This is a genomic window from Qipengyuania sp. BR81-2 (assembly GCF_055693895.1).
In genome coordinates, this window is record NZ_CM146344.1 from 1,067,554 (window position 1) to 1,086,651 (window position 19,098).

Annotated in this window: 20 protein-coding genes and 1 pseudogene; 7 read left to right on the forward strand and 14 right to left on the reverse strand. The window is 63.7% G+C overall.

The genetic code is table 11. The annotated features are described in order from the left end of the window. Positions 1 to 6: 6 nt before the first annotated feature. The 9 genes from ACZ1G8_RS05255 to hisN form a co-directional block, all read right to left on the reverse strand. Complete coding sequence (locus ACZ1G8_RS05255; protein WP_472680780.1) at positions 7 to 750, reverse strand: SDR family NAD(P)-dependent oxidoreductase; 744 nt, start codon at positions 748 to 750, stop codon at positions 7 to 9. Further along, the gene (gene pheT / locus ACZ1G8_RS05260; protein ID WP_472680781.1) at positions 747 to 3,137 is read right to left on the reverse strand and encodes a phenylalanine--tRNA ligase subunit beta; all 2,391 of its coding nucleotides are present in this window, start codon (positions 3,135 to 3,137) and stop codon (positions 747 to 749) included. The genes ACZ1G8_RS05255 and pheT overlap by 4 nt, the downstream gene beginning before the upstream one ends. Further along, positions 3,134 to 4,234 carry a phenylalanine--tRNA ligase subunit alpha gene (gene pheS, locus ACZ1G8_RS05265; protein WP_472680783.1) on the reverse strand — a complete coding sequence of 367 codons (1,101 nt, stop codon included), beginning with the start codon at positions 4,232 to 4,234 and terminating at the stop codon, positions 3,134 to 3,136. The genes pheT and pheS overlap by 4 nt, the downstream gene beginning before the upstream one ends. A 179-nt stretch (positions 4,235 to 4,413) precedes the next feature. Next, entirely contained in the window at positions 4,414 to 5,328 is a 915-nt protein-coding gene (locus ACZ1G8_RS05270) for an AraC family transcriptional regulator (protein WP_472680785.1), read from the reverse strand. A 105-nt stretch (positions 5,329 to 5,433) separates the two neighbouring features. Continuing rightward, entirely contained in the window at positions 5,434 to 5,793 is a 360-nt protein-coding gene (rplT, locus tag ACZ1G8_RS05275; RefSeq protein ID WP_221427406.1) for a 50S ribosomal protein L20, read from the reverse strand. 23 nt (positions 5,794 to 5,816) lie between these two features. Then, positions 5,817 to 6,020 (reverse strand): 50S ribosomal protein L35, encoded by a 204-nt coding sequence (rpmI, locus tag ACZ1G8_RS05280; protein ID WP_067466022.1) that lies wholly within the window; start codon positions 6,018 to 6,020, stop codon positions 5,817 to 5,819. A 119-nt stretch (positions 6,021 to 6,139) separates the two neighbouring features. Next, complete coding sequence (locus ACZ1G8_RS05285) at positions 6,140 to 6,889, reverse strand: SDR family oxidoreductase (protein ID WP_472680787.1); 750 nt, start codon at positions 6,887 to 6,889, stop codon at positions 6,140 to 6,142. Between the two features lie 107 nt (positions 6,890 to 6,996). Then, entirely contained in the window at positions 6,997 to 7,635 is a 639-nt protein-coding gene (locus tag ACZ1G8_RS05290; RefSeq protein WP_472680789.1) for a hypothetical protein, read from the reverse strand. 121 nt (positions 7,636 to 7,756) lie between these two features. Beyond that, positions 7,757 to 8,536, reverse strand: coding sequence for a histidinol-phosphatase (gene hisN / locus ACZ1G8_RS05295; RefSeq protein WP_472680790.1), 780 nt, complete (start codon positions 8,534 to 8,536; stop codon positions 7,757 to 7,759). A gap of 104 nt (positions 8,537 to 8,640) precedes the next feature. Between hisN and ACZ1G8_RS05300 the strand changes: the two genes are divergently transcribed. Both ACZ1G8_RS05300 and ACZ1G8_RS05305 read left to right on the forward strand, forming a co-directional pair. Then, the gene (locus ACZ1G8_RS05300) at positions 8,641 to 9,636 is read left to right on the forward strand and encodes a helix-turn-helix domain-containing protein (RefSeq protein ID WP_472680791.1); all 996 of its coding nucleotides are present in this window, start codon (positions 8,641 to 8,643) and stop codon (positions 9,634 to 9,636) included. 115 nt (positions 9,637 to 9,751) lie between these two features. After that, positions 9,752 to 10,720, forward strand: coding sequence for a helix-turn-helix transcriptional regulator (locus tag ACZ1G8_RS05305; RefSeq protein ID WP_472680792.1), 969 nt, complete (start codon positions 9,752 to 9,754; stop codon positions 10,718 to 10,720). On the opposite strand, the gene ACZ1G8_RS05310 is transcribed toward ACZ1G8_RS05305, so the two are convergent. Then, on the reverse strand, positions 10,717 to 11,652 hold the full coding sequence (locus tag ACZ1G8_RS05310) for a ribose-phosphate pyrophosphokinase (protein ID WP_472680794.1): 936 nt from the start codon (positions 11,650 to 11,652) through the stop codon (positions 10,717 to 10,719). The genes ACZ1G8_RS05305 and ACZ1G8_RS05310 overlap by 4 nt on opposite strands. A gap of 93 nt (positions 11,653 to 11,745) precedes the next feature. Continuing rightward, positions 11,746 to 12,723: a class II fructose-bisphosphatase gene (glpX, locus tag ACZ1G8_RS05315; RefSeq protein ID WP_472680795.1), complete on the reverse strand. Its 978-nt coding sequence runs from the start codon at positions 12,721 to 12,723 to the stop codon at positions 11,746 to 11,748. A 93-nt stretch (positions 12,724 to 12,816) separates the two neighbouring features. Between glpX and ACZ1G8_RS05320 the strand changes: the two genes are divergently transcribed. Then, positions 12,817 to 13,455, forward strand: coding sequence for a hypothetical protein (locus tag ACZ1G8_RS05320; protein ID WP_472680797.1), 639 nt, complete (start codon positions 12,817 to 12,819; stop codon positions 13,453 to 13,455). Here ACZ1G8_RS05320 and ACZ1G8_RS05325 read toward each other — a convergent pair. The 3 genes from ACZ1G8_RS05325 to ACZ1G8_RS05335 form a co-directional block, all read right to left on the reverse strand. Continuing rightward, positions 13,415 to 14,722: a homoserine dehydrogenase gene (locus ACZ1G8_RS05325; RefSeq protein WP_472680798.1), complete on the reverse strand. Its 1,308-nt coding sequence runs from the start codon at positions 14,720 to 14,722 to the stop codon at positions 13,415 to 13,417. The two genes, ACZ1G8_RS05320 and ACZ1G8_RS05325, sit on opposite strands and share 41 nt — an antisense overlap. Further along, positions 14,715 to 15,131, reverse strand: coding sequence for an acyl-CoA thioesterase (locus ACZ1G8_RS05330; RefSeq protein WP_472680799.1), 417 nt, complete (start codon positions 15,129 to 15,131; stop codon positions 14,715 to 14,717). The genes ACZ1G8_RS05325 and ACZ1G8_RS05330 overlap by 8 nt, the downstream gene beginning before the upstream one ends. Before the next feature lie 83 nt (positions 15,132 to 15,214). Beyond that, positions 15,215 to 16,048 (reverse strand): hypothetical protein, encoded by an 834-nt coding sequence (locus tag ACZ1G8_RS05335; RefSeq protein ID WP_472680801.1) that lies wholly within the window; start codon positions 16,046 to 16,048, stop codon positions 15,215 to 15,217. 357 nt (positions 16,049 to 16,405) lie between these two features. Between ACZ1G8_RS05335 and ACZ1G8_RS05340 the strand changes: the two are divergent. The 4 genes and pseudogenes from ACZ1G8_RS05340 (at position 16,406) to ACZ1G8_RS05355 (ending at position 19,015) form a co-directional block, all read left to right on the forward strand. Beyond that, positions 16,406 to 17,075, forward strand: a pseudogene (locus ACZ1G8_RS05340) (energy transducer TonB). Positions 17,076 to 17,120: 45 nt separating this feature from the next. Continuing rightward, positions 17,121 to 17,903: a MotA/TolQ/ExbB proton channel family protein gene (locus tag ACZ1G8_RS05345; protein WP_472680803.1), complete on the forward strand. Its 783-nt coding sequence runs from the start codon at positions 17,121 to 17,123 to the stop codon at positions 17,901 to 17,903. A gap of 85 nt (positions 17,904 to 17,988) precedes the next feature. Then, on the forward strand, positions 17,989 to 18,519 hold the full coding sequence (locus tag ACZ1G8_RS05350; protein ID WP_472680805.1) for an ExbD/TolR family protein: 531 nt from the start codon (positions 17,989 to 17,991) through the stop codon (positions 18,517 to 18,519). A 52-nt stretch (positions 18,520 to 18,571) separates the two neighbouring features. Further along, complete coding sequence (locus tag ACZ1G8_RS05355) at positions 18,572 to 19,015, forward strand: ExbD/TolR family protein (RefSeq protein ID WP_472680806.1); 444 nt, start codon at positions 18,572 to 18,574, stop codon at positions 19,013 to 19,015. The last annotated feature ends 83 nt before the right edge of the window (positions 19,016 to 19,098 follow it).

Sequence of the window (19,098 nt, forward strand, 5' to 3'; positions counted from 1 at the left end):
GTTCTCTTACGAGCGCGCGACGCGGAAGCCAGCGAAGTCCTGGCTCACCGGCATCAGCTCTATGCGATTGATATTTAGGTGGGGCGGCAGCTCGGCGATCCACTTGATCGTGTCGGCGATGTCTTGCCCGGTCATCGGATCGGCGCCGCGATAAAGGTCGTCGGAAGCCTGCTGGCTGCCTGTGCGCACGACGGTAAATTCGGTTTCGACCATGCCCGGCTCGATACTCGTCACGCGTACACCGGTGCCGTGGAGATCGGCGCGCAGGGCCAGCGTGAAGTGGTTCGCGAAGGCCTTGGAGCCTGCATACACGTTGCCGCCCGGATAGACGTAGCTGCCCGCCACCGAGCCAATCGCGATGATCGCGCCCTTGCGCTCGATCAACACGGGCAGGAGCTTGCGGGTCAGCACCACCATGGCCGTCACATTGGTGTCGATCATGGTCTGCCAGTCGTCGAGATCGGCTTCCTGCGCGGGCGAGAGGCCCTGCGCGAGACCGGCATTGTTCACCAGCAAGTCGATGCCCGCGAAGTCCTCGGGCAATGCTGCAATCGCGGCATCCATTGCCCCCGCGTCGCGCACGTCGAAACAGGCGGCATGGACCTTGTCCGGCCCCAGCTCGGCCACCAGCGCATCAAGCCGCTCCTTGCGGCGACCAGTCGCCACGCAGCGCCAGCCGCTCGCGACAAGCGTGCGGACGGTCGCCTCACCAATGCCTGCGGTGGCTCCGGTGACGAAGGCGGTCTTCATCCGCGAAGCTCCGCGCCCTGCTTGGCGGCGTTCTTCACGATGTTGTCGGAAATCGCTTTGATCTCTTCGTCGGTGAAGCTCTTCTCGCCCGGCTGGAGCGTGACTTCGATGGCAACCGACTTCTTGCCTTCGGGCACGCCCTGTCCGGCAAAAACGTCGAACACGCGCGCATCGACGATGGCCTTCTTGTCCGCACCGCGCACGGCTTTGACGAGGTCGCCTGCCGCAAGTTCTGCGGGGACGAGGAAAGCGAAGTCACGCGTGATCGCCTGCAATGCTGGCGGCGAATAGGCAGCGCGCGCGAAGCCGCCACCCTTCTTTGCGGGAATCGCATCGAGGAAGATCTCGACCGCTATCACCGGCCCGTCGATGTCGAAGGCCTTCAGCGTATTGGGATGCAGCGCGCCGAAACGGGCGAGCACGTTCTTGGGACCAAGCCGCAGGGTGGCAGCTTGGCCGGGGTGGAATTGGTCGCCCGCCTCGCCCATGACCATGAGGTTGCCGACCGGCGCACCGGCGGCTTCGAGCAGCGCCTCGGCCTCGGCCTTGGCGTCATAGGCGTCGAAGGTCTTTGCCTTGCCGCTATCCCAACCGCGCTGGGTCTTCTCGCCCGAGAGAACCACGCCGAGCGTCGGCTTCTCGTCGCTCGCGCCATTGGCCCCGCGGAAATAACGGCGGCCGATTTCGAACAGGCGCGCGCCATCCGCACCGCGGTCGGCATTGCGCTTGGCAGCCGAAAGCAGGCCCGGGATGAGCGAGGGGCGCATAGCCTTCATGTCTTCGCTGATCGGGTTTTCGAGTACCCAGAGCTCGGCGCCGTCGGCGAAGTGTTCGGCCTCAGAGGTCGGCAGGAAGGACCAGGTGATCGCCTCGTTGAGACCGCGCGCAGCGGCAGCACGGCGCAGCTTGCGTTCGGCCTGCTGCAGCGGCGTTGCCGTCGGCAGCGCGACGCCGGGGCGGCGGGGCAGCGGCTTGCTTTCGACCTCGTCGATACCGTGGATGCGCACGACCTCTTCGACGAGATCGGCAGGGCCTTCGATATCATGGCGACGTGGCGGACAGGTCACCGCCCAATCGTCACCGACCTTGAAATCGAGCGATTCGAGAATGGCCCGCTGCTCTTCCTGCGGGACGGCGAGACCGCCGAGCCGTTCGGTGAGGCGCGGGTCGAACTTGATCGTCAGCGCACTCTTTGGCGGCGTGCCTGCGCGCACGACCTCGGTCGGCTCGCCGCCGCAGGTCTTGGTGATCAGGCTGGTAAGGATCGCGAGACCATCGTCCAGATATTCCGGATCGACGCCGCGCTCGAAACGCGTGCGAGCATCCGAGGCGAGGCCCAGCTTGCGGCCCGTAACGCCGATGCGTTCGGGATCGAAATAGGCGATTTCGAGCAGGACATCAGTGGTCGTCTCGGTCGCGCCTGAATGTTCGCCGCCCATGATGCCGGCAATGTCGTGGACGCCATTGTCGTCGGCGATCACGGTCATGGTGTCGTCGAGCGTGTAGGTCTTCTCGTTCAGCGCCTCGACCTTCTCGCCGTTTGTCGCACGGCGAGCGACCACCGCGCCCGAAAGCTTGGCAAGGTCATAGACGTGCGCCGGACGACCGAAGGCGAGCATCAGGTAGTTGGTCGCATCGACCAGTGCCGAGATCGGGCGCTGGCCTGCTGCGATCAGGCGGCGCTGCATCCACTCGGGCGACGGCCTGGTGTTGTCGACGCCGCGAATGACGCGGCCGTAGAACGCCGGGCAGCCTTCCGGATCGTCAGTACGGATTTCGACCGGGCACTCACCTGAAGCCGCAATGGCCGAGGCTTCGACCGGCTTGAACGTGCCGAGGCCGGCAGCGGCGAGATCGCGCGCGATGCCCTGCACGCCCATGCAATCGGGGCGGTTCGGCGTGATAGCGACGTCGAAGACGGGCGAGGCATCGTGATATTCTGCGAAGGTCTGGCCGACCGGCGCATCCTCGGGGAGCTCGATGATGCCATCGTGCTCTTCGCCCAGTTCGAGTTCGCGCACCGAGCACATCATGCCGTTCGATTCGACGCCGCGGATCGCGCTCTTGCGCAGCTCCATGCCGTTCGCGGGGACCACCGCGCCGGGGAGGCCGAGCACGCCCTTCATACCGGCACGCGCATTGGGCGCGCCGCAGACGACCTGCAGCGGATCGCCATCGCCCGTATCAACGGTGAGCACCTGCAGCTTGTCGGCATCGGGATGTTTGGCCGCGGTCAGCACCTTGGCGATGCGGAAGCCTTCGAGCTTGTCGGCCGGGTCTTCGATGCCTTCGACCTCATGGCCGATGCGATTGAGCGCAGCCGCAATGTCCGCCACCGTAGCGTCGGTTTCGAGGAAGTACTTCAGCCATTCGAGCGAGAACTTCATGCCTTCGCTCCTACGCCTGCGGAAAGGGTCGGCTGGTCGAAAGGCGAGAAGCCGTAGTGGTCGAGCCAACGCTGGTCGCCGTCGAAGAAGGCGCGCAAATCATCCATCCCGTATTTGAGCATGGCGAGGCGGTCGACGCCCACGCCGAATGCGAAACCCTGCCATTTGTCGGGGTGGAGCCCGGCGAATTCGATCACGCGGCGATTGACCATGCCTGACCCAAGCAGTTCCATCCAGCCGTGGCCCGGCGCATCACCGTCACCGCCCAATACGCGACGGCCGTTCACGTCCTGCCAGCCGACATCGACTTCGACCGAAGGCTCGGTGAAAGGGAAGTAGGAGGGGCGCAGGCGCAGCACGATGTCGTCGCGCTCGAAGAAGGCCTTGAGGAAGGTTTCCAGCGTCCACTTGAGGTGACCGAGGTTGATGTCGCGATCGATCACCAGCCCCTCGATCTGGTGGAACATCGGCGTGTGCGTTGCGTCGCTGTCGCTGCGATAGACGCGGCCCGGCGCGATGATACGGATCGGCGCGCCGTTCGCTACCATGCTGCGGATCTGAACCGGCGAAGTGTGCGTGCGCAGGAGCATGCGATTGCCGTCGGCATCCCTGTCCGGGAAGTAGAAGGTGTCGTGCATCGCCCGCGCTGGGTGCGTTTCGGCCATGTTGAGCGCGGTGAAATTATGCCAGTCGTCCTCGATCTCGGGGCCCGTGGCGACCGAGAAGCCGAGGTCGGCGAAGATTTCGGCGAGCTCGTCCATCACCTGGCTGACCGGGTGCACGCTGCCGCGCGGGGCTTGCGGCGCAGGAAGGGTCAGGTCGAGGCGCTCGGAGGCGAGCTGGCTCTCGAGTTCTTCCGCTTCGAACTGCGCCTTGCGGGCCGCAATCGCATCCGCCACCGCGGTGCGCGCGCCCTGGATCTTGGGTGCCTGTTCCTGACGCTCTTCGGGGCTCATCTTGCCCAGCGTCTTCATCAGCGCCGAGATCGAGCCCTGCTTGCCAAGATATTCGATGCGCAGCGCTTCGAGCGCATCGGCGTCGCTCGCTTCTTCGATGCGCGAGAGCGCACCTGATTGCAGTGTCACAAGATCGGTCATGAATCTCTCGAGGGTAAGGTCCTTTGCGGCCTGCCTCTAGCGGCAGATGCAAGAATCCTAAAGCCCAGTTTCTCCCGAGGTGGAGTTCCGCCCTTCCGAGTGCCTGATACGCAACGTGCTCACGCGGATTCGGAGCCGCCTTTAGATAGGATAAGGATGGAAACGGAGCGGGCGGCCCGTCAGGTGGCGCCGGCACTCTGCGCGGCCGGCAGCTCCTCCGCCTTCGCCGGAGTGCCCCAGACCCGCTTCTGGTTCGGCATGAAGGCGTTGAGGATCGGGTGCGGCATTGACACATATTCGCTCGGGCTCATGCCCATGAAGTCATGGAACTCGTGCACGAAATGCGCCTGGTCATGGTAATGCGCGTCGATCGTGCGGGTCCAGCTCTTCTCGTCCGAAAGCATGAAAGCCGCGAGGCTGCGCATCATGCGCTGCCGCCTGAGAAGCGCCCTCGGCGGGAGGCCGAAATGGCGCCCGCAAATCCGCTCGAGAGTGCGAACGTTGAGCCCAGTCCTCTCGGCGAGTTGCCTGACTTCCAGCAGGTGCGGATCTTCCATCGCATGCTGGATCGCAAGTATGCGCTCTTCGTCGCGCGGCGGCGGGGCAAGCGAGCGGAAGAATTCGCACATGTCTTCCACCTGCTCTTCCGGATCATGCGAGGAATTGCACAGGATGCCGCACAGCGGGGCAAGCGACGCAAAATCCGGGTGCTTCTCCCCGTCCCAAAGTCCATTGAGATAGTCCTTCGCCGGTCGCCTCACGAAGCGGGCCCAGCCGAGCGGGGATAGCGCGATGCCCCACAGGCAAGTCGAACCGATGGTGAAGCGATTGGCCTTGCTGGTCGGACCGGTCACCGAGAACCGCGCGCTGAGCTCCGTGTCGCTATCGAGCGGCTGCGCCTTCGGCGGGTTCTTGTCGGCGAAACGCAGGTTCGCCCAGGCGGGCTGGAGATAGTCGGTGACGGTCTGGCCGCGCGGCAGGCTGACTTCGAGCCGGTAGAAATTGCCGAAGCACGCCTTGAGGTCTGGCGGCGGAGCGAAGAACTGCACCTCCAAGCCCGGTTTCCTGTCGGATGAATGGCCGACGTGTTCCATGGGCCTGTATTAGCGGCATAAGACGATCTGCGCCACGCCAAAAAAAGAAAACGGGCGCCTCCCGAAAGGGGAAGCGCCCGTTTCTATTATGTGTTTTCGCGCGGGTTAGGCCGGCAGGGCCTTCTTCGCCTGCTCGATGATCGCCTTGAAAGCCGCAGCTTCGTTCATGGCGAGATCGGCCATGACCTTGCGGTCGAGCTCGATGCCGGCAAGCTTCGTGCCGTGCATGAACTGCGAGTAGGTAAGACCTTCTGCGCGAACCGCAGCGTTGATACGCTGGATCCACAGGGCGCGGAAGTTGCGCTTCTTAACCTTGCGGTCGCGGTATGCGTACTGGCCGGCCTTTTCGACGGCCTGGCGAGCGACGCGGATGGTGTTCTTGCGGCGACCGCGATAGCCCTTGGCCTGGTCTAGGAGCCGCTTGTGCTTCTGGCGCGTGGTCACGCCGCGTTTAATGCGAGGCATTTCAGTATCTCCTTAGTTCGCGATCAGTCGAGGCCGTAAGGCGCCCACTTCTTCACCGTCTTGCTGTCGGCTTCCGACAGGACAGTGGTGCCGCGGTTCTGGCGGATGTACTTCGCATTGTGGCTGATCAGGCGGTGGCGCTTGCCGGCCACACCGTGCTTGACCTTGCCGTTTGCGGTGATCTTGAAGCGCTTCTTCACACCGCTTTTGGTCTTCAGCTTGGGCATTTTCATCTCCTTATCAGAGACACGTCCAACCAGCCCTGGCAGCCCTTACGGCCAGACCGGCAGATGAATCACGTGTCGGTGAAGGCCGCGCAGATAGCGATTCCCCCACCAAATGCAAGTCAGAAGTGGGTGACGTAGCCGCCATCGACGATGAGCGTGTGGCCGGTAATGTACGACGCGGCATCGGATGCGAGGAAGGCGACGGGGCCTGCGATCTCCTCGGGGCTAGCCCATCGGCCGAGCGAGGTGCGCCGCTGCAGGTGCTCGGCGATTTCGGTGGTGCCGGTAAACCATTCGTCGTTTGCCTCGGTCAGCACGAAGCCGGGCGCGACGGCGTTCACCGTTATACCGTCGGGACCAAGTTCTGCTGCAAGCGAGCGGGTCACCCCGTCGAGCGCCGCCTTGCTCGCCGTATAGGATGCATCGCCGCGCGCGATTTCGGACGCGATGGAAGTGATGTTGATGATCCGCCCCTGCGGCGATGCTCGTAGCAGCGGTGCAGCACGGCGCGCGAGGTCGAAGGGGGCGACGAGGTTCGCATCGAGCAGGCGCGCCATGTCCACGCGGCCGATTTCCTCGAATGCGCGCCGGTCACGCTGTCCGACATTGTTGACGAGGATGTCGAGGCCCTCTTCGGCGATCTGCGCAAACGCGCGCTCGCATTCTGCATCCTCGGTAATGTCGAAGGCCAGCGGGCATGCACTGGCGCCGATGCGCGCAGCAGATTCCTTTAGCGCCGCCTCGTCGCGCCCGTTGATCCAGACGCTCGCACCGTGATCGGCGAGAGCCTGCGCGATGGCGAGGCCCAATCCTCGCGCCGCGCCGGTGACCAGCGCGGTCTTTCCCTCAAGCGAATTGGAAGCCGTCATGCCGGACTTGGTAGCCGATCCCCCGCCAAGGGCCAGCCCCTCGGGCAAGAAAAAGGGCGGAGCGGCCGATTGCCGCCCCGCCCCAGAACGCGATCCTGTCGGTTGGCTTAGAAGCGCACGCCGAAAGCAGCGCCGATGTTCGAGCGCTGGAAATCGAAACCGTAGAGGTCGTAGTTCTCGCTGATGCCGACTTCGACACGGCCGTAGGCGTTCTCGCTGAAGCCATGCTCGTAACCGAAGGCGAAGTTGTAACCGCCACCCTTTTCGGTTTCGTCGATGGTGAAGGTCTGGTCGAGCACGACGTCATAGAAGCTACCCTCGAGCGTCAGGCTCTGCTGGCTGTAGCCGAGCTTGCCGAAAACGAGGCCGCTTTCACCGGTGGTGAGACCGACGTGCACCCCGGCGGCCCAGAAGCCGTCCGAGGAAAGGCACAGGTCGAGATCGCAGGATTCGACGGTCGACACGTCATAGGTGAAGTACGGACCGACAACGAGGTTGTCGCCTGCAGCGATGTCGTAGCCGATTTCACCACCGAAACCGACGGCATCGCCGAGTTCGTAGATGATGTCGTCTTCGGGATCGCCGATACGCTCGTAGAAAACACGGCCTTCGAAGCGGATGCCCGACTTCTCAAGCGAAGCAGGAGCGGGACGCTCGTCTTCATAGCCGTAGTCGCCGTCCTGTGCCTGTGCCGCCACAGGCATGCAGGCACCCGCCATTGCGAGCGCAAATACAATCTTCTTCATGGTAATATTGACCCTCATTCAGTTGCCGAAACTCCGGCACGAGGGATTGCTAACGCGAGAAACCTTGCCCGCAAGTTTACAGTGGCGCTTTTACTACAGCCATCCGGACACTGTTGCGCAATTACGCCAATCCCATGGCCTCGAGGACATCTTCGAGGCGTGCAGGATCACCGATCGCGAGCGCATTGCCGTCGCTTCCGGCATGCAAGGGGCCGCCCGACCAGTCGCACATGAGGCCACCGGCCCCCTCGACGACGGGCGCGAGCGCAGCAAAGTCGTGGAGTTTGAGACCGGCCTCGCAAACGATGTCGACATGGCCGCTCGCGACCAGGCCGTAATTGTAGCAGTCGCCGCCATAGATGATCTTGCGCTCGGCGACCGACTTGGCGAGCCCCATGAAGTGGTCGGCTTCATGGTCGGAGAATTGGTGCGGGGTGGTCGTCGCCAACACCGCGCCCGACAGTTCGCGACAGGCCGACGCGCGGACAGACTTTCCATTGAAGGTCGTGGCGTGTCCGGTGCGTCCGGCCCAGCGTTCGCGCCCGATGGGCTGATCGATGATGCCGAGCACCGGGAAGCCATCCTGAAGCAGGGCAATCAGCGTCCCGAAGATCGGACGGCCCGCGATGAAGCTGGTCGTTCCGTCGATGGGGTCTAGCACCCATTGGCGAGAGGAGCCCTCGTTACGGGTTCCATATTCCTCGCCGACGATGCCATCGTCCGGCAGCTCGCTCTCGATGATCGCTCGCATGGCAGCCTCGGCCGCCCGATCCGCCTCGGTGACGAAGCTGCGGTCGGCCTTCTGCTCCTGAGACCATTCGCCGCGATAGAGCGGCCTGATGGCCTCGCCGGCTGCATCGGCGAGACGGTTTGCGAGTGCGAGATCCTTGCTGGAAGCCATACGCGCGCCGCTATCAGGCAAGCCGATTTGAAGCCAGCGAATGTTGCAGGTGCAAAAGCGCCGAAACAGTGTACAAAGCCGACAGGGGCCACAGGGAAACCCGCATGAGCCGTGAAGGCGAAGGAACATCCCCCGGCCGGGAACCGGGGAAGCTTTTATCCCGCACGGGTCGCACCCGCGGTGGGGATCCGCTCGCCTTCAATCATGAGCCCTCGCCCGACCTTGCGCCCTGGTTCACATGGTTCAGCGTGACGGATGCCGAGATTCCGGAAGGTCACCAGATCGTCGACGGAATGTTCAACGATCACGCGATCATCAGGATTCTGTTCTGTGGGCGCTGGACGGCGCAGACCCGCGATGGCGAGGTCGTCCTTGACCCTGGCGAAGAAGGCATGACAGCTTACTTCGGGCCGCAGACCAGAATTATGCCGATCGCGGGTAACGGCAAGATCAAGGTCCTGAGCGTCCATCTCGGCCCGGGCGCAGCTTCGGTGCTTGGCGGACCACGCCAGGAAGACATGCTTGACCGCATCATCGATCACGACAAGTTGGTCGGCCACGGCAGCCTGAGCTCGCGCTTTCACGTCGACGGCACGCCGCTCGAGTGGCTGAAGACTTTCGAACACGAATTGCGAAAGTTCCTGCAGATCAACGGTACCGCACCCCCCGACCCAATCACACTCGCTTTCGAGCACGAAACGCTAGCGAACCCGTCCTTCTCGATGACCGAGTTTGCCGCGCGCCAGGATTGCAGCACGCGCACCGTGGAAAGAATTATCAAGCGCGACTACGGCTTGTCGCCAAAGCAAGTGTGCCGCAGGGCACGCGCGCTCGACATGGCGGCCGCATTGCTCGGCGTGGCCATGGAGGAGGAAGAGGCCGAACTGCGCCTTCGCTACTTCGACCAGTCGCATCTCATCCGTGAAATCAAGGCTTTCTTCGGCACCACCCCGCAGGAGCTGAGAACCGGAAGCCACCCCTTCCTCCGCCTCAATCTCGAAGTGCGCCAGTCGCGCCGGGTGCAGGCGCTCTCGCTCCTCCCGCCCGATATGATCGAACCGTGGCGCGACCCTGCGGCAGAACCCTACGCCGGCGATTGATCCGGTCGGCTCGCCGGGGGGTTTGACAGGCCGCCGTCAATCCGCAAGTTGAAGCCCAAGGTTTCCTGCCCTTCGGGTCGCGCTGGGGGATGCAGAGATAGCACGCGATTCACGATTGAATGAAGAGCAATCGGCCGAGGGACAAATTCCGTCGCTCACTTCGAGCACCGGCTCCACGCCCGACGGGCTCCCGCTTGCCTACAGCCGAGCGCCAGCGGCGGATATCGCACCTTGGGTCCAGTCACTCGCGGTCGGAGATATCGACACCAAGGGTGAGCCGCAGAATTGCCACCTGTTCGCAGCCAATCCGGCAATCCGCGTACTGCTGGCCGGAAAATGGCGTTTCGAAACCGCCGACGGGGTGCAGGAATTCGATGCCACCGAGCGGAGCCGGACACTCTATTTCGGGCCCCAGACAAAGGCGATGGCCGTCAGCGTCGAGGGGCCCTTGCGATTTCTCATCCTGCAGTTCCACCCAGGCGCACCACCGCTCGACCAGAGCCTCCGCCACGAAGACACGCTCGACCGGATCGAGTGCTTCGACGAGGGCGTTCCGGTCGAAGCCGATCGCTCGATCTTCAATTCCCAAGACAGCCGCGAGAAATGGCTCGATACATTCGAGGCCGTCGCGCGGCATATATTGTTCCGGAGGGTGAATGCGAAGCCGCCTGAGGTGGTGCTGGCATTCTACCGGAGGGTACTGACCGATCCCGAGTTCGACATGGAGGAGTTTGCCGACGAGTTCGGTATGAGCCGGCGGACGCTCGAACGGCAGATCAGGGCTGGCTTCGGCCTGTCTCCAAAGCAGGCGCTCAGGCGCGCGCGCGCGCTCGACATGGCCGCGGCGCTATTGGGTGTCGCCATGCCCGATGACGAGGCCGAGTTCAGGCTGCGCTATTTCGACCAGCCCCACATGACACGCGAGATCCAGGCCTATTTCGGCACTTCGCCGGGCGCGCTTTCGAAGGAAGCTGCAATCCTGCTACGGATCGATCTCGAGATCAGGCAGATGCGCCGCGCCGAAGCGATGCACGAGCTGGGAATCAAGGATGTTCCCTGGCGCAATCCCAAGGCGGAGCCTTAGTCGAACAGCGAGCTGACCGAGCTTTCGTCCGCAATGCGGCGCACGGCCTCGCCGATCAGCGGAGCGATTGTGAGGATGCGGATCTTGTCTGAATCCTGTGCCGCGTCGGTCGGGCGAATCGAATCCGTTATCACGAGCTCCTTTAGAGCGGAGCCGTCGACACGTGCCACGGCGCCGCCGGAAAGCACGCCGTGTGTGATGTAGGCTGCGACCGAGCTCGCGCCCTGGTCGAGCAGCGCCTGCGCCGCATTGCACAGCGTGCCGCCGGAATCGATGATGTCGTCGATCAGGATGCAGTGGCGGCCTTTAACGTCGCCGATGATGTTCATCACCTCGCTCTCGCCGGGGCGATCGCGGCGCTTGTCGACGATGGCCAGCGGGGCATTGTCGAGACGCTTGGCAAGCGCGCGGGCGCGCACCACGCCGCCGACGTCCGGCGAAACCACCATCAAGTCCTGGTCGCCGTAGCGCGCCTGAATGTCCGCAGCCATGACGGGCGCGGCATAGAGGTTGTCGGTCGGGATATCGAAGAAGCCCTGGATCTGGCCTGCGTGCAGGTCGACCGAGAGCACGCGGTCGGCGCCCGCTTCGGTAATGAGATTGGCCACGAGCTTGGCCGAGATCGGCGTACGCGGGCCGGGCTTACGGTCCTGCCTGGCATAGCCGAAATAGGGAACAACCGCCGTGATGCGCCGCGCCGATGCGCGCTTGAGCGCATCGATGCAGATCAGCAGCTCCATGAGATTGTCGTTGGCCGGGTAGCTGGTCGACTGGACCACGAAGAGGTCCTCGCCGCGCACGTTCTCGTGGATCTCGACGAAGATCTCTTCGTCGGCGAAGCGGCGGACGCCTGCATCGACAAGCGGCATTTCGAGATAGGCTGCGATCGCGCGAGCGAGCGGCAGGTTCGAGTTGGCGGCCATGATTTTCATGTAAGCGAATCCCCGTGAGCGCGGCTGTTGCCTCCGCCTAGCCGAGAGTCATGGGATTGCAACATGGAGGGGCGCGGTTTTGCGCGGCTCTCGTCAGATTTTGTGCTCGCCCTTGATCCAGCGGACGGTGCCGGAGCTTGCACGCATCACGACGCTCTCGGTCGTCATGGTGCCGCCGCGGCGGTACTTCACGCCTTCGAGAAGGCTCCCCGAAGTGACACCGGTGGCAGCGAAAATGCAGTCGCCCTTCACCAAGTCGTCGCGGGTGTAGATGCGATCGAGGTCGGTGATGCCCCACTTCGCCGCACGCGCCTTCTCGTCGTCGTTGCGGAACACGAGGCGGCCGTTGAACTGGCCTCCAACGCAGCGCAGCGCTGCTGCCGCGAGCACGCCTTCGGGCGCACCGCCCTGCCCCATGTACATGTCGATCGTGGTGTCCTCGTCGGTCACCGCGATCACGCCGGCAACGTCGCCGTCACCGATCAGCACGACGCCGCAGCCGATGCTGCGCAGTTCGGCGATCAGGTCGGCGTGGCGCGGGCGGTCGAGGACGCAGACGATGATGTCCGACGGGTTCACGCCCTTGGCTTCTGCCACCGCCGTCACGTTCTCGGTCGGCGTCTTGGCTAGGTCGATAATGCCCGCCGGATAGCCCGGCCCGACGGCCAGCTTGTCCATGTAGACGTCGGGCGCATTGAGCAGGCAGCCCTCGGCCGCCGCAGCGAGCACCGCGAGCGAGTTAGGGCCAGCCTTGGCGGTAATGGTGGTGCCTTCGAGAGGATCGAGCGCAATGTCGATCTTCGGGCCTTTGCCCGGAGCACCGCCGACCTTCTCGCCGATGAAGAGCATGGGGGCCTCGTCGCGTTCGCCTTCGCCGATCACCACGGTGCCGTCCATGTAGAGCGTGTCGAAAGCCTTGCGCATCGCTTCGACCGCTGCCGCATCGGCAGCCTTCTCGTCACCGCGGCCGATCAGCTTCGAGGCGGCAACTGCCGCAGCCTCGGTCACGCGGACCATCTCGAGAACGAGGACGCGGTCGAGCGGATTGTCCGAAGGCGAAGGCGAGTTCATGGGTGGTTCAGTCCTTGAAGCGTGTTTGGCAAGACCCGGGCCTGCAGCCCGTGCATTCGTATTCGCAGGGCGGATAGCCGCAGGAGCATTGGATTGTCGAGACATCTGGCGATTGTTTTTGCAGGCGGTTTGCTCGCCGCATCGCCGCCAACGGCAATCGCGCAGGAAGAGCCGCTCGAAAAGCGGGGCGGCGAGCCTCCCGAGCGCATCGACATTCTCGCCGAGCCGATCACCGACGAGCCCGAATACAACCCGGAATGTATCGAGGAGCAGGAAGCCGCGATCCTGTTCGGTGAAATCGTGGTCTGCCGCGAGCGGACGGGCGATGAAAACAGGCTCTACGACAAGGAGACCGCCGAGCGTAAGCACGCCGAGCGCACGGCGTATCACAACGACATCCTCGCGCCCGATACCGCCGGACCCGGTATCTTTCGGGGCAAGGCAACCGTGTCCGGCCTGTGCGTAGTTCCACCCTGCCCGCCGCCACCCGCTTACATAATCGATTTCGACGAGCTTCCCGATACGCCCGTTGGTTCCGACGCCGATCGGGTCGCGCGCGGTCTCGCTCCACGCGGCAACGACTATGGGCCGGACGGTTCGGTCATCATCGCCAGCGGCAGCGCATTGCAGTCGAACGCTGGTGAACTTGGCCTGCCGCCGCCACTCAGAAGCGACGAGGAAGACGGCGATGTCAGTCTTTCAGGATCGGCATCACCAGAGGAGTTGCCATAAGGCTTTCCGATCCCTCGAGCAGTGCAAGCGCCTGGCTTACACAACGTTCGGGGCCTTCATGCGTCACCATCGCCACCTGCACATCCCCGCCTTCGGCAGCACGGCCGCGCTGGATCAGGCTTTCGATCGAAACCCCCGCATCGCGCATTGCGGCGGTGATTTCAGCGAGCACGCCCGGGCGGTCGGCAACGGTGAAGCGGATGTAATCGCGCCCGACACGGTCGCCCGGATCGGCTTCTGCACAGGATTGAAGCGAAGATACGGGAACCGAGAAAGGCGCGCCCGACTGGCCGCGGGCGATTTCGATAAGGTCGGCCACGACCGCGCTGGCGGTGGGTTTGTCGCCCGCGCCTGCGCCCTGGAATAGGAGGCGGCCCGAGAAGTCACCCTCGGCCACCACCGCATTGGTCGGGCCCGTCACGGCAGCCAGCGGATGGCGGAACGGTACGAGACAAGGGCGTACGCGCTGCAACAGGCGGCACTCGCCATCACCATCTTCCAGCGTCGCAATGCCGACTAGGCGGACGACGTAGCCGAGCGCATCGGCCTGCGCGATATCGCTCGCCCGCACCTGTGTGATGCCTTCGGTCCGCACCGCTTCGAAATCGATCCGCGTGCCGAAACCGATGGCCGCGAGGATGGCCAGCTTGTGCGCCGCATCGACGCCTTCGATGTCGAAGGCAGGGTCGGCCTCGGCATAGCCTTTCTCCTGCGCGGCGGAGAGCATTTCGTCGAAGTCCGCGCCGGTCTGCTCCATTTCGGAAAGCACGTAGTTGCAGGTGCCGTTGAGGATTCCGTAAATCCGGTTGAGCGCGTTGGCAGCGGTGCCTTCGCGAAGGCCCTTCACCACCGGGATGCCGCCGGCGACGGCAGCCTCGAAGGCAAGCGGTGCCTTCTTGATCGCGGCAAGTTCTGCCAGCTCCATTCCGTGGTGTGCGACCATGGCCTTGTTCGCGGTGACGAAGCCCTTGCCTGCATCGAGCGCGGCGCGTGCCAGCGTCAACGCCGGGCCGTCGGAACCACCGACCAGTTCGACCACGACGTCGACATCGTCACGCTCCGCCATGGCCTGCATGTCATCGACCCAGGCATAGGGCGAGAGGTCGACGCCGCGGTCGCGGCCACGTTCGCGTGCGGTCACGGCGACGATCTCGATCGGGCGGCCCGCACGTGCTGCGATCATCGCCTGGTTCGTCTCGACCAGGCGGATCACGCCGGTCCCGACCGTGCCGAGCCCGGCAAGCGCGATACGAAGCGGCTCAGCCATCGGCATTCTCCAGCTCGGGGAAACCGAAGGCCTTGCGTACGGAGTTGGGGACCGGTGTGGGGCGGCCCTTTGGCAGGTCGACATGCACCGCGAGGAGGCGGATCTCCGCGCGCAAAGAATCGTCTTCCGCACCGTGCAGTGTGATGAGCTGTTTCATGCTCGAGTTGCCGATACCCTCGATTGTCATTCGACCCTCGATCAGCTCGTCGAGACGGACCGGTGCGATATAGTCGACCTCGGCCTTGCGGACGTGGAATTCGGCGTCGGCCGGCATCCCTCGACTGCGCGCGTCGCGGAAGAACTCGGTTACCAGCACGTCGGCATATTCTAGATAGCGCGAGTTGAAGACGACCGCCTGCGGGTCGACCTCGGCATAGCGCACGCGGAAGGTATGTCGGAAAGGCTCCATGGCTTTGCCGACTAGCGCACCCGGCCCGCGCAAGTGAACCAGTTTGTCTTGTGGGGGGCTAAGCGCGGATTCGCGCAAAGCCCTCAGCGCGGCAGGTTGCGCTCGCAGGGTCCGAGCTGCTCGAGCACGAAAGCGTAGTCCCTCGCAGCCAGCGCGCGTGCACGCGAATCGCGTGAAAGATTGGCGGCGCCGGGCAATTCGGCGGGGAGCGAACAGGCAAGGCGGTACCAGGCGAGCGTGCCGGGCTGTGGAGCGCGCGCCGACTGGTCGACGATCTCGGTCCAGGACACGCCCCAGCGCGGCGCCTGATTCGGGCGGCGCACGATTGTGATCGACACGGGTCCGTCCGCCTCGGTATCGAGGAAGAGCTGGGTTTCGGATTCGCCCACCAAAGTGCCCTCGACGGCCAGAGCATCGGCAACACGGGTGACGCGAGGCGGCGCATCGGGAGCGACGAGCGCGCTCAGGACAGGGCGAAGCTGCGCTTCGAAGGAGGGCGAATAGGGGCGCTGGGCGCCCTCACCCACGAGCTGGATCTCGCCCGGGCGACCGGCCACGGGACGCGCGAAGAGGATCATTTCGCTCTTCTTGAGCTTGGGCGCCTTGCCCTTCGCTGTCAGCGGCACATCGACAAGGTAGCGCAGCTCCTCGCCCACCGGCACGTTGCCCGCGATCAGCGCCAGGGTGCGGGCCTCGACGAACAGGCGGACATGGCCGGGAGCCACGTCGGGCGCGCGTTCGGGCTTGAGAGCGACCTGGTCGCGAATCTCCACTCGCAGGACCATTGCCGCGTCTTCGGCGAGCGAGACGGTGTCCGCATATGTCAGGATCGGCACTCCGCCGTCCTGCGCTTGCGCGGCGAAGGGTGCGCCGGCGGCAAGGGTGGCACAGATGAGGAAGTTGCGGAGGCGGAGCATGGGCGGAAAGGAACCTTTTGAAACGTTTGCTTGGGCGGCTTGCACATGGCCCGGTATGCTTTCCGGAACGGCTTGCCTAGGGTGCCGTGAATCGCCGGTTAACCGATAAAGCGTTTGCCCCTGCCCTTTATGGCAGCTAAGGGGAGCACCTGAACCGGGTTCATGATACAATATTGCTTCAACGCCTCTTTTGGAGGTATTTTGGAACAACCCGGGTCGATCGCCGTCGTTCCTTACAGGGTTCGCGCAGGTGAATATGGAATACGGCGCCAGGGAGATCGCCAGGTCTACCCAGCCCCCATGGCGTCAGAATGGCCCGATGCGAATCGGGTAGACACGATGGAGTGATGCAACCGAATGGCTTATGCTGACCAAGAGATGAGTGGCAATCGCATCGTCGCGATCATCATCGTTGCCCTCATCCACATTGCACTCGGTTATGCGCTGATCACCGGCCTTGCATATGATGCAGTCCAGAAAGTGGTCGAACGCGTAACGACGATCGATGTGGAAGAACCGCCGCCGCCGGAGCCGGAAGACGAACCGCCGCCGCCGCCGGAAGACATCCCCGAGACCGCGCCGCCGCCCCCGGTCGCGCCGCCGCCGCCGATCAACATCGCGCCTGCGCCGCCGCCGATCTCGCACGCAGACGACGATTCCGCCGCCTGCACCGCCGGCGCTCGTTATCCCGCCGCCCGCACCCCCGGCACCGCCACCTCCGCCTTCGATGGCGCGTGGCGCAAGCCCGGACAACCTGGCTCGTTGGGCCGCCCGTATTCAGGGCGACTATCCTTCCAGCGCGCTGCGCCGGGAAGAGCAGGGTACGGTTTCCATGCGGATCACCGTGGGTGCCAATGGTCGCGTCGAGGCATGTGCTGTCACCGGCAGCTCGGGCTCGAGCGCACTCGACCAGGCAGCCTGCCGCGGGATGCAGCGTTATGCGCGCTACAACCCGGCACTCAACGCTGCCGGCAACCCGATTTCTTCGACTACAAACCAATCGATCCGTTACGTTCTGCCCGACTAGGGACAAGTCGGCGATAACGACAATTTTCAAAGAGGATTTCTCGCTATGAATATCTCGCTTCTTGCGGCTCCGGCCAGCTCCTTCGGTTTCTGGGAAGCCATGGAACAGGGCGGCTTCGTCGCCTGGTTCATTCTCGGTGTGATGGTCATCATGTCGGTGGGCTCGTTCTACATCCTGTTCACCAAGCTGTTCGAACAGCAGAAGGTCATGAACCAGTACAAGGGTGTGAAGACCCAGTTCTGGCGCGCCAACAGCCTTAAGGAAGGCGCCACCAAGCTGGAAAAGAACAGCGCATGGCGCCAGCTCGTCGACGACGCGGTCGCTGCTGAAGAAAAGCACGCCAAGCTGAACGACAAGCTCGAAGCCCACGACTGGATGCACGGCACGCTGGCTCGTTCGGAGCACTCGATCAACGCCAAGCTCGCAGGCGGCCTGCCGTTCCTCGCGACCGTGGGTGCAACCGCTCCCTTCGTCGGCCTGCTCGGCACCGTGATCGGTATCTACCGCGCACTGATCAACATCGGCATGGCCGGCTCGGCATCGATCGACAAGGTCGCAGGCCCGGTTGGTGAGGCACTGATCATGACCGCCATCGGTCTCCTCGTCGCCGTTCCGGCCGTTTTCGCCTACAACTGGCTACAGAGCCGCAACCGTCGTATCGCCGACTTGATGACCGGTTTCTCGACCGATCTCCTGGCGAACATCAACTCGAACGGTTCGATCAAGCCGATGACCGCAGCTTCGACGAAGACTGCTGGCAAGGCTGCTGCCGGCCGTACGGTTCCGGGTGCCAAGCCCGCTACCGGCGCTACCACGCCGAAGAGCTAAGTGAATCAGGCGCGGGCGGATATCCTTTCGCCCGCGCCCTTCGCCTTTCTCACGCGTGAACTCAGGTAAGAATAGGATTTAAGCTATGGCGATTTCGATGGGAGGCGGCGGCGAAACGCCCATGTCGGACATCAACACCACGCCGCTCGTGGACGTGATGCTGGTGCTTCTGATCATCTTCCTCATCGCGGTCCCGGTCGCGATCCAGACGATCGAAAAGCTGGAGATCCCCATCCTCGAATCGCAAGAATCGAAGGATAAGGTGGAGAACCTGCTGCTGACCGTAAGCACCAGCGACGCTAACGGCCGAAGCGCAGGCGAACCCGGCTTCGAAGGTGCCGCGCGCAACGGTGAATGCCGCGTCTACTTCAACAACACGACCCCGGTCACCTCGGAAGAGCTGTATGACCAGGCGTTCGAGCGTCTCGACACGATCGTTCAGCGCGCTGGCGGTCCCGAAGCGATTATGGAGAACCCGGAGGACATCCCCCAGGTCCACATCCGTGGTGACGTGAACGCTCCGTGGTCCTGCGTTGCAGGTGCGATCTACAACGTCCAGTCGGCCGGCTATCCGACGGTCGGTTTCATCTCGAACCCGGTCGATCCGAACGGCTGATCGGTCCTTCGCGGGCCGGACAGCACGTCCAATTTTCTAGGAGTATCCCACCATGGCAATGTCAGGCGGCAAGGACGATGGCAGCCCGATGATGGAAATGAACATGACGCCGCTTATCGACGTCCTGCTCGTTCTCCTCATCATGTTCATCATCACCATCCCGGTCGCGACCCACTCGGTCGATATCGACCTGCCGCAGCCCAACCCGAACCCGCCGCCCACGGTTGTAGAGCCCGACAAGAACAAGCTCGTGCTCACCCAGGACGACCGGATGCTGTGGAACGGTGACGAGATCAACGAGGGTGACCTGGTCAACCTCCTTCAGCAGTCGCTGACGATTGATCCCGAGCCCGAGCTGCAGTTCGAGCCCGAAGCGCTCGCCAGCTACGAGCTGTCGGCCCGCGTGCTGAACATCATCAAGGCGAGCGGCGTCTCGAAGTTCGGCTTTGTCGGCAACGAGCGTTACCGCACTTTCGGCAAGGCCGGCATGCAGTAAGTTCGACCGGAACGAATCTCGAAAGGGGGCGGAGCGATCCGCCCCCTTTTTTGTGTCTCGCGGCGACGTCGAATCAGGACATC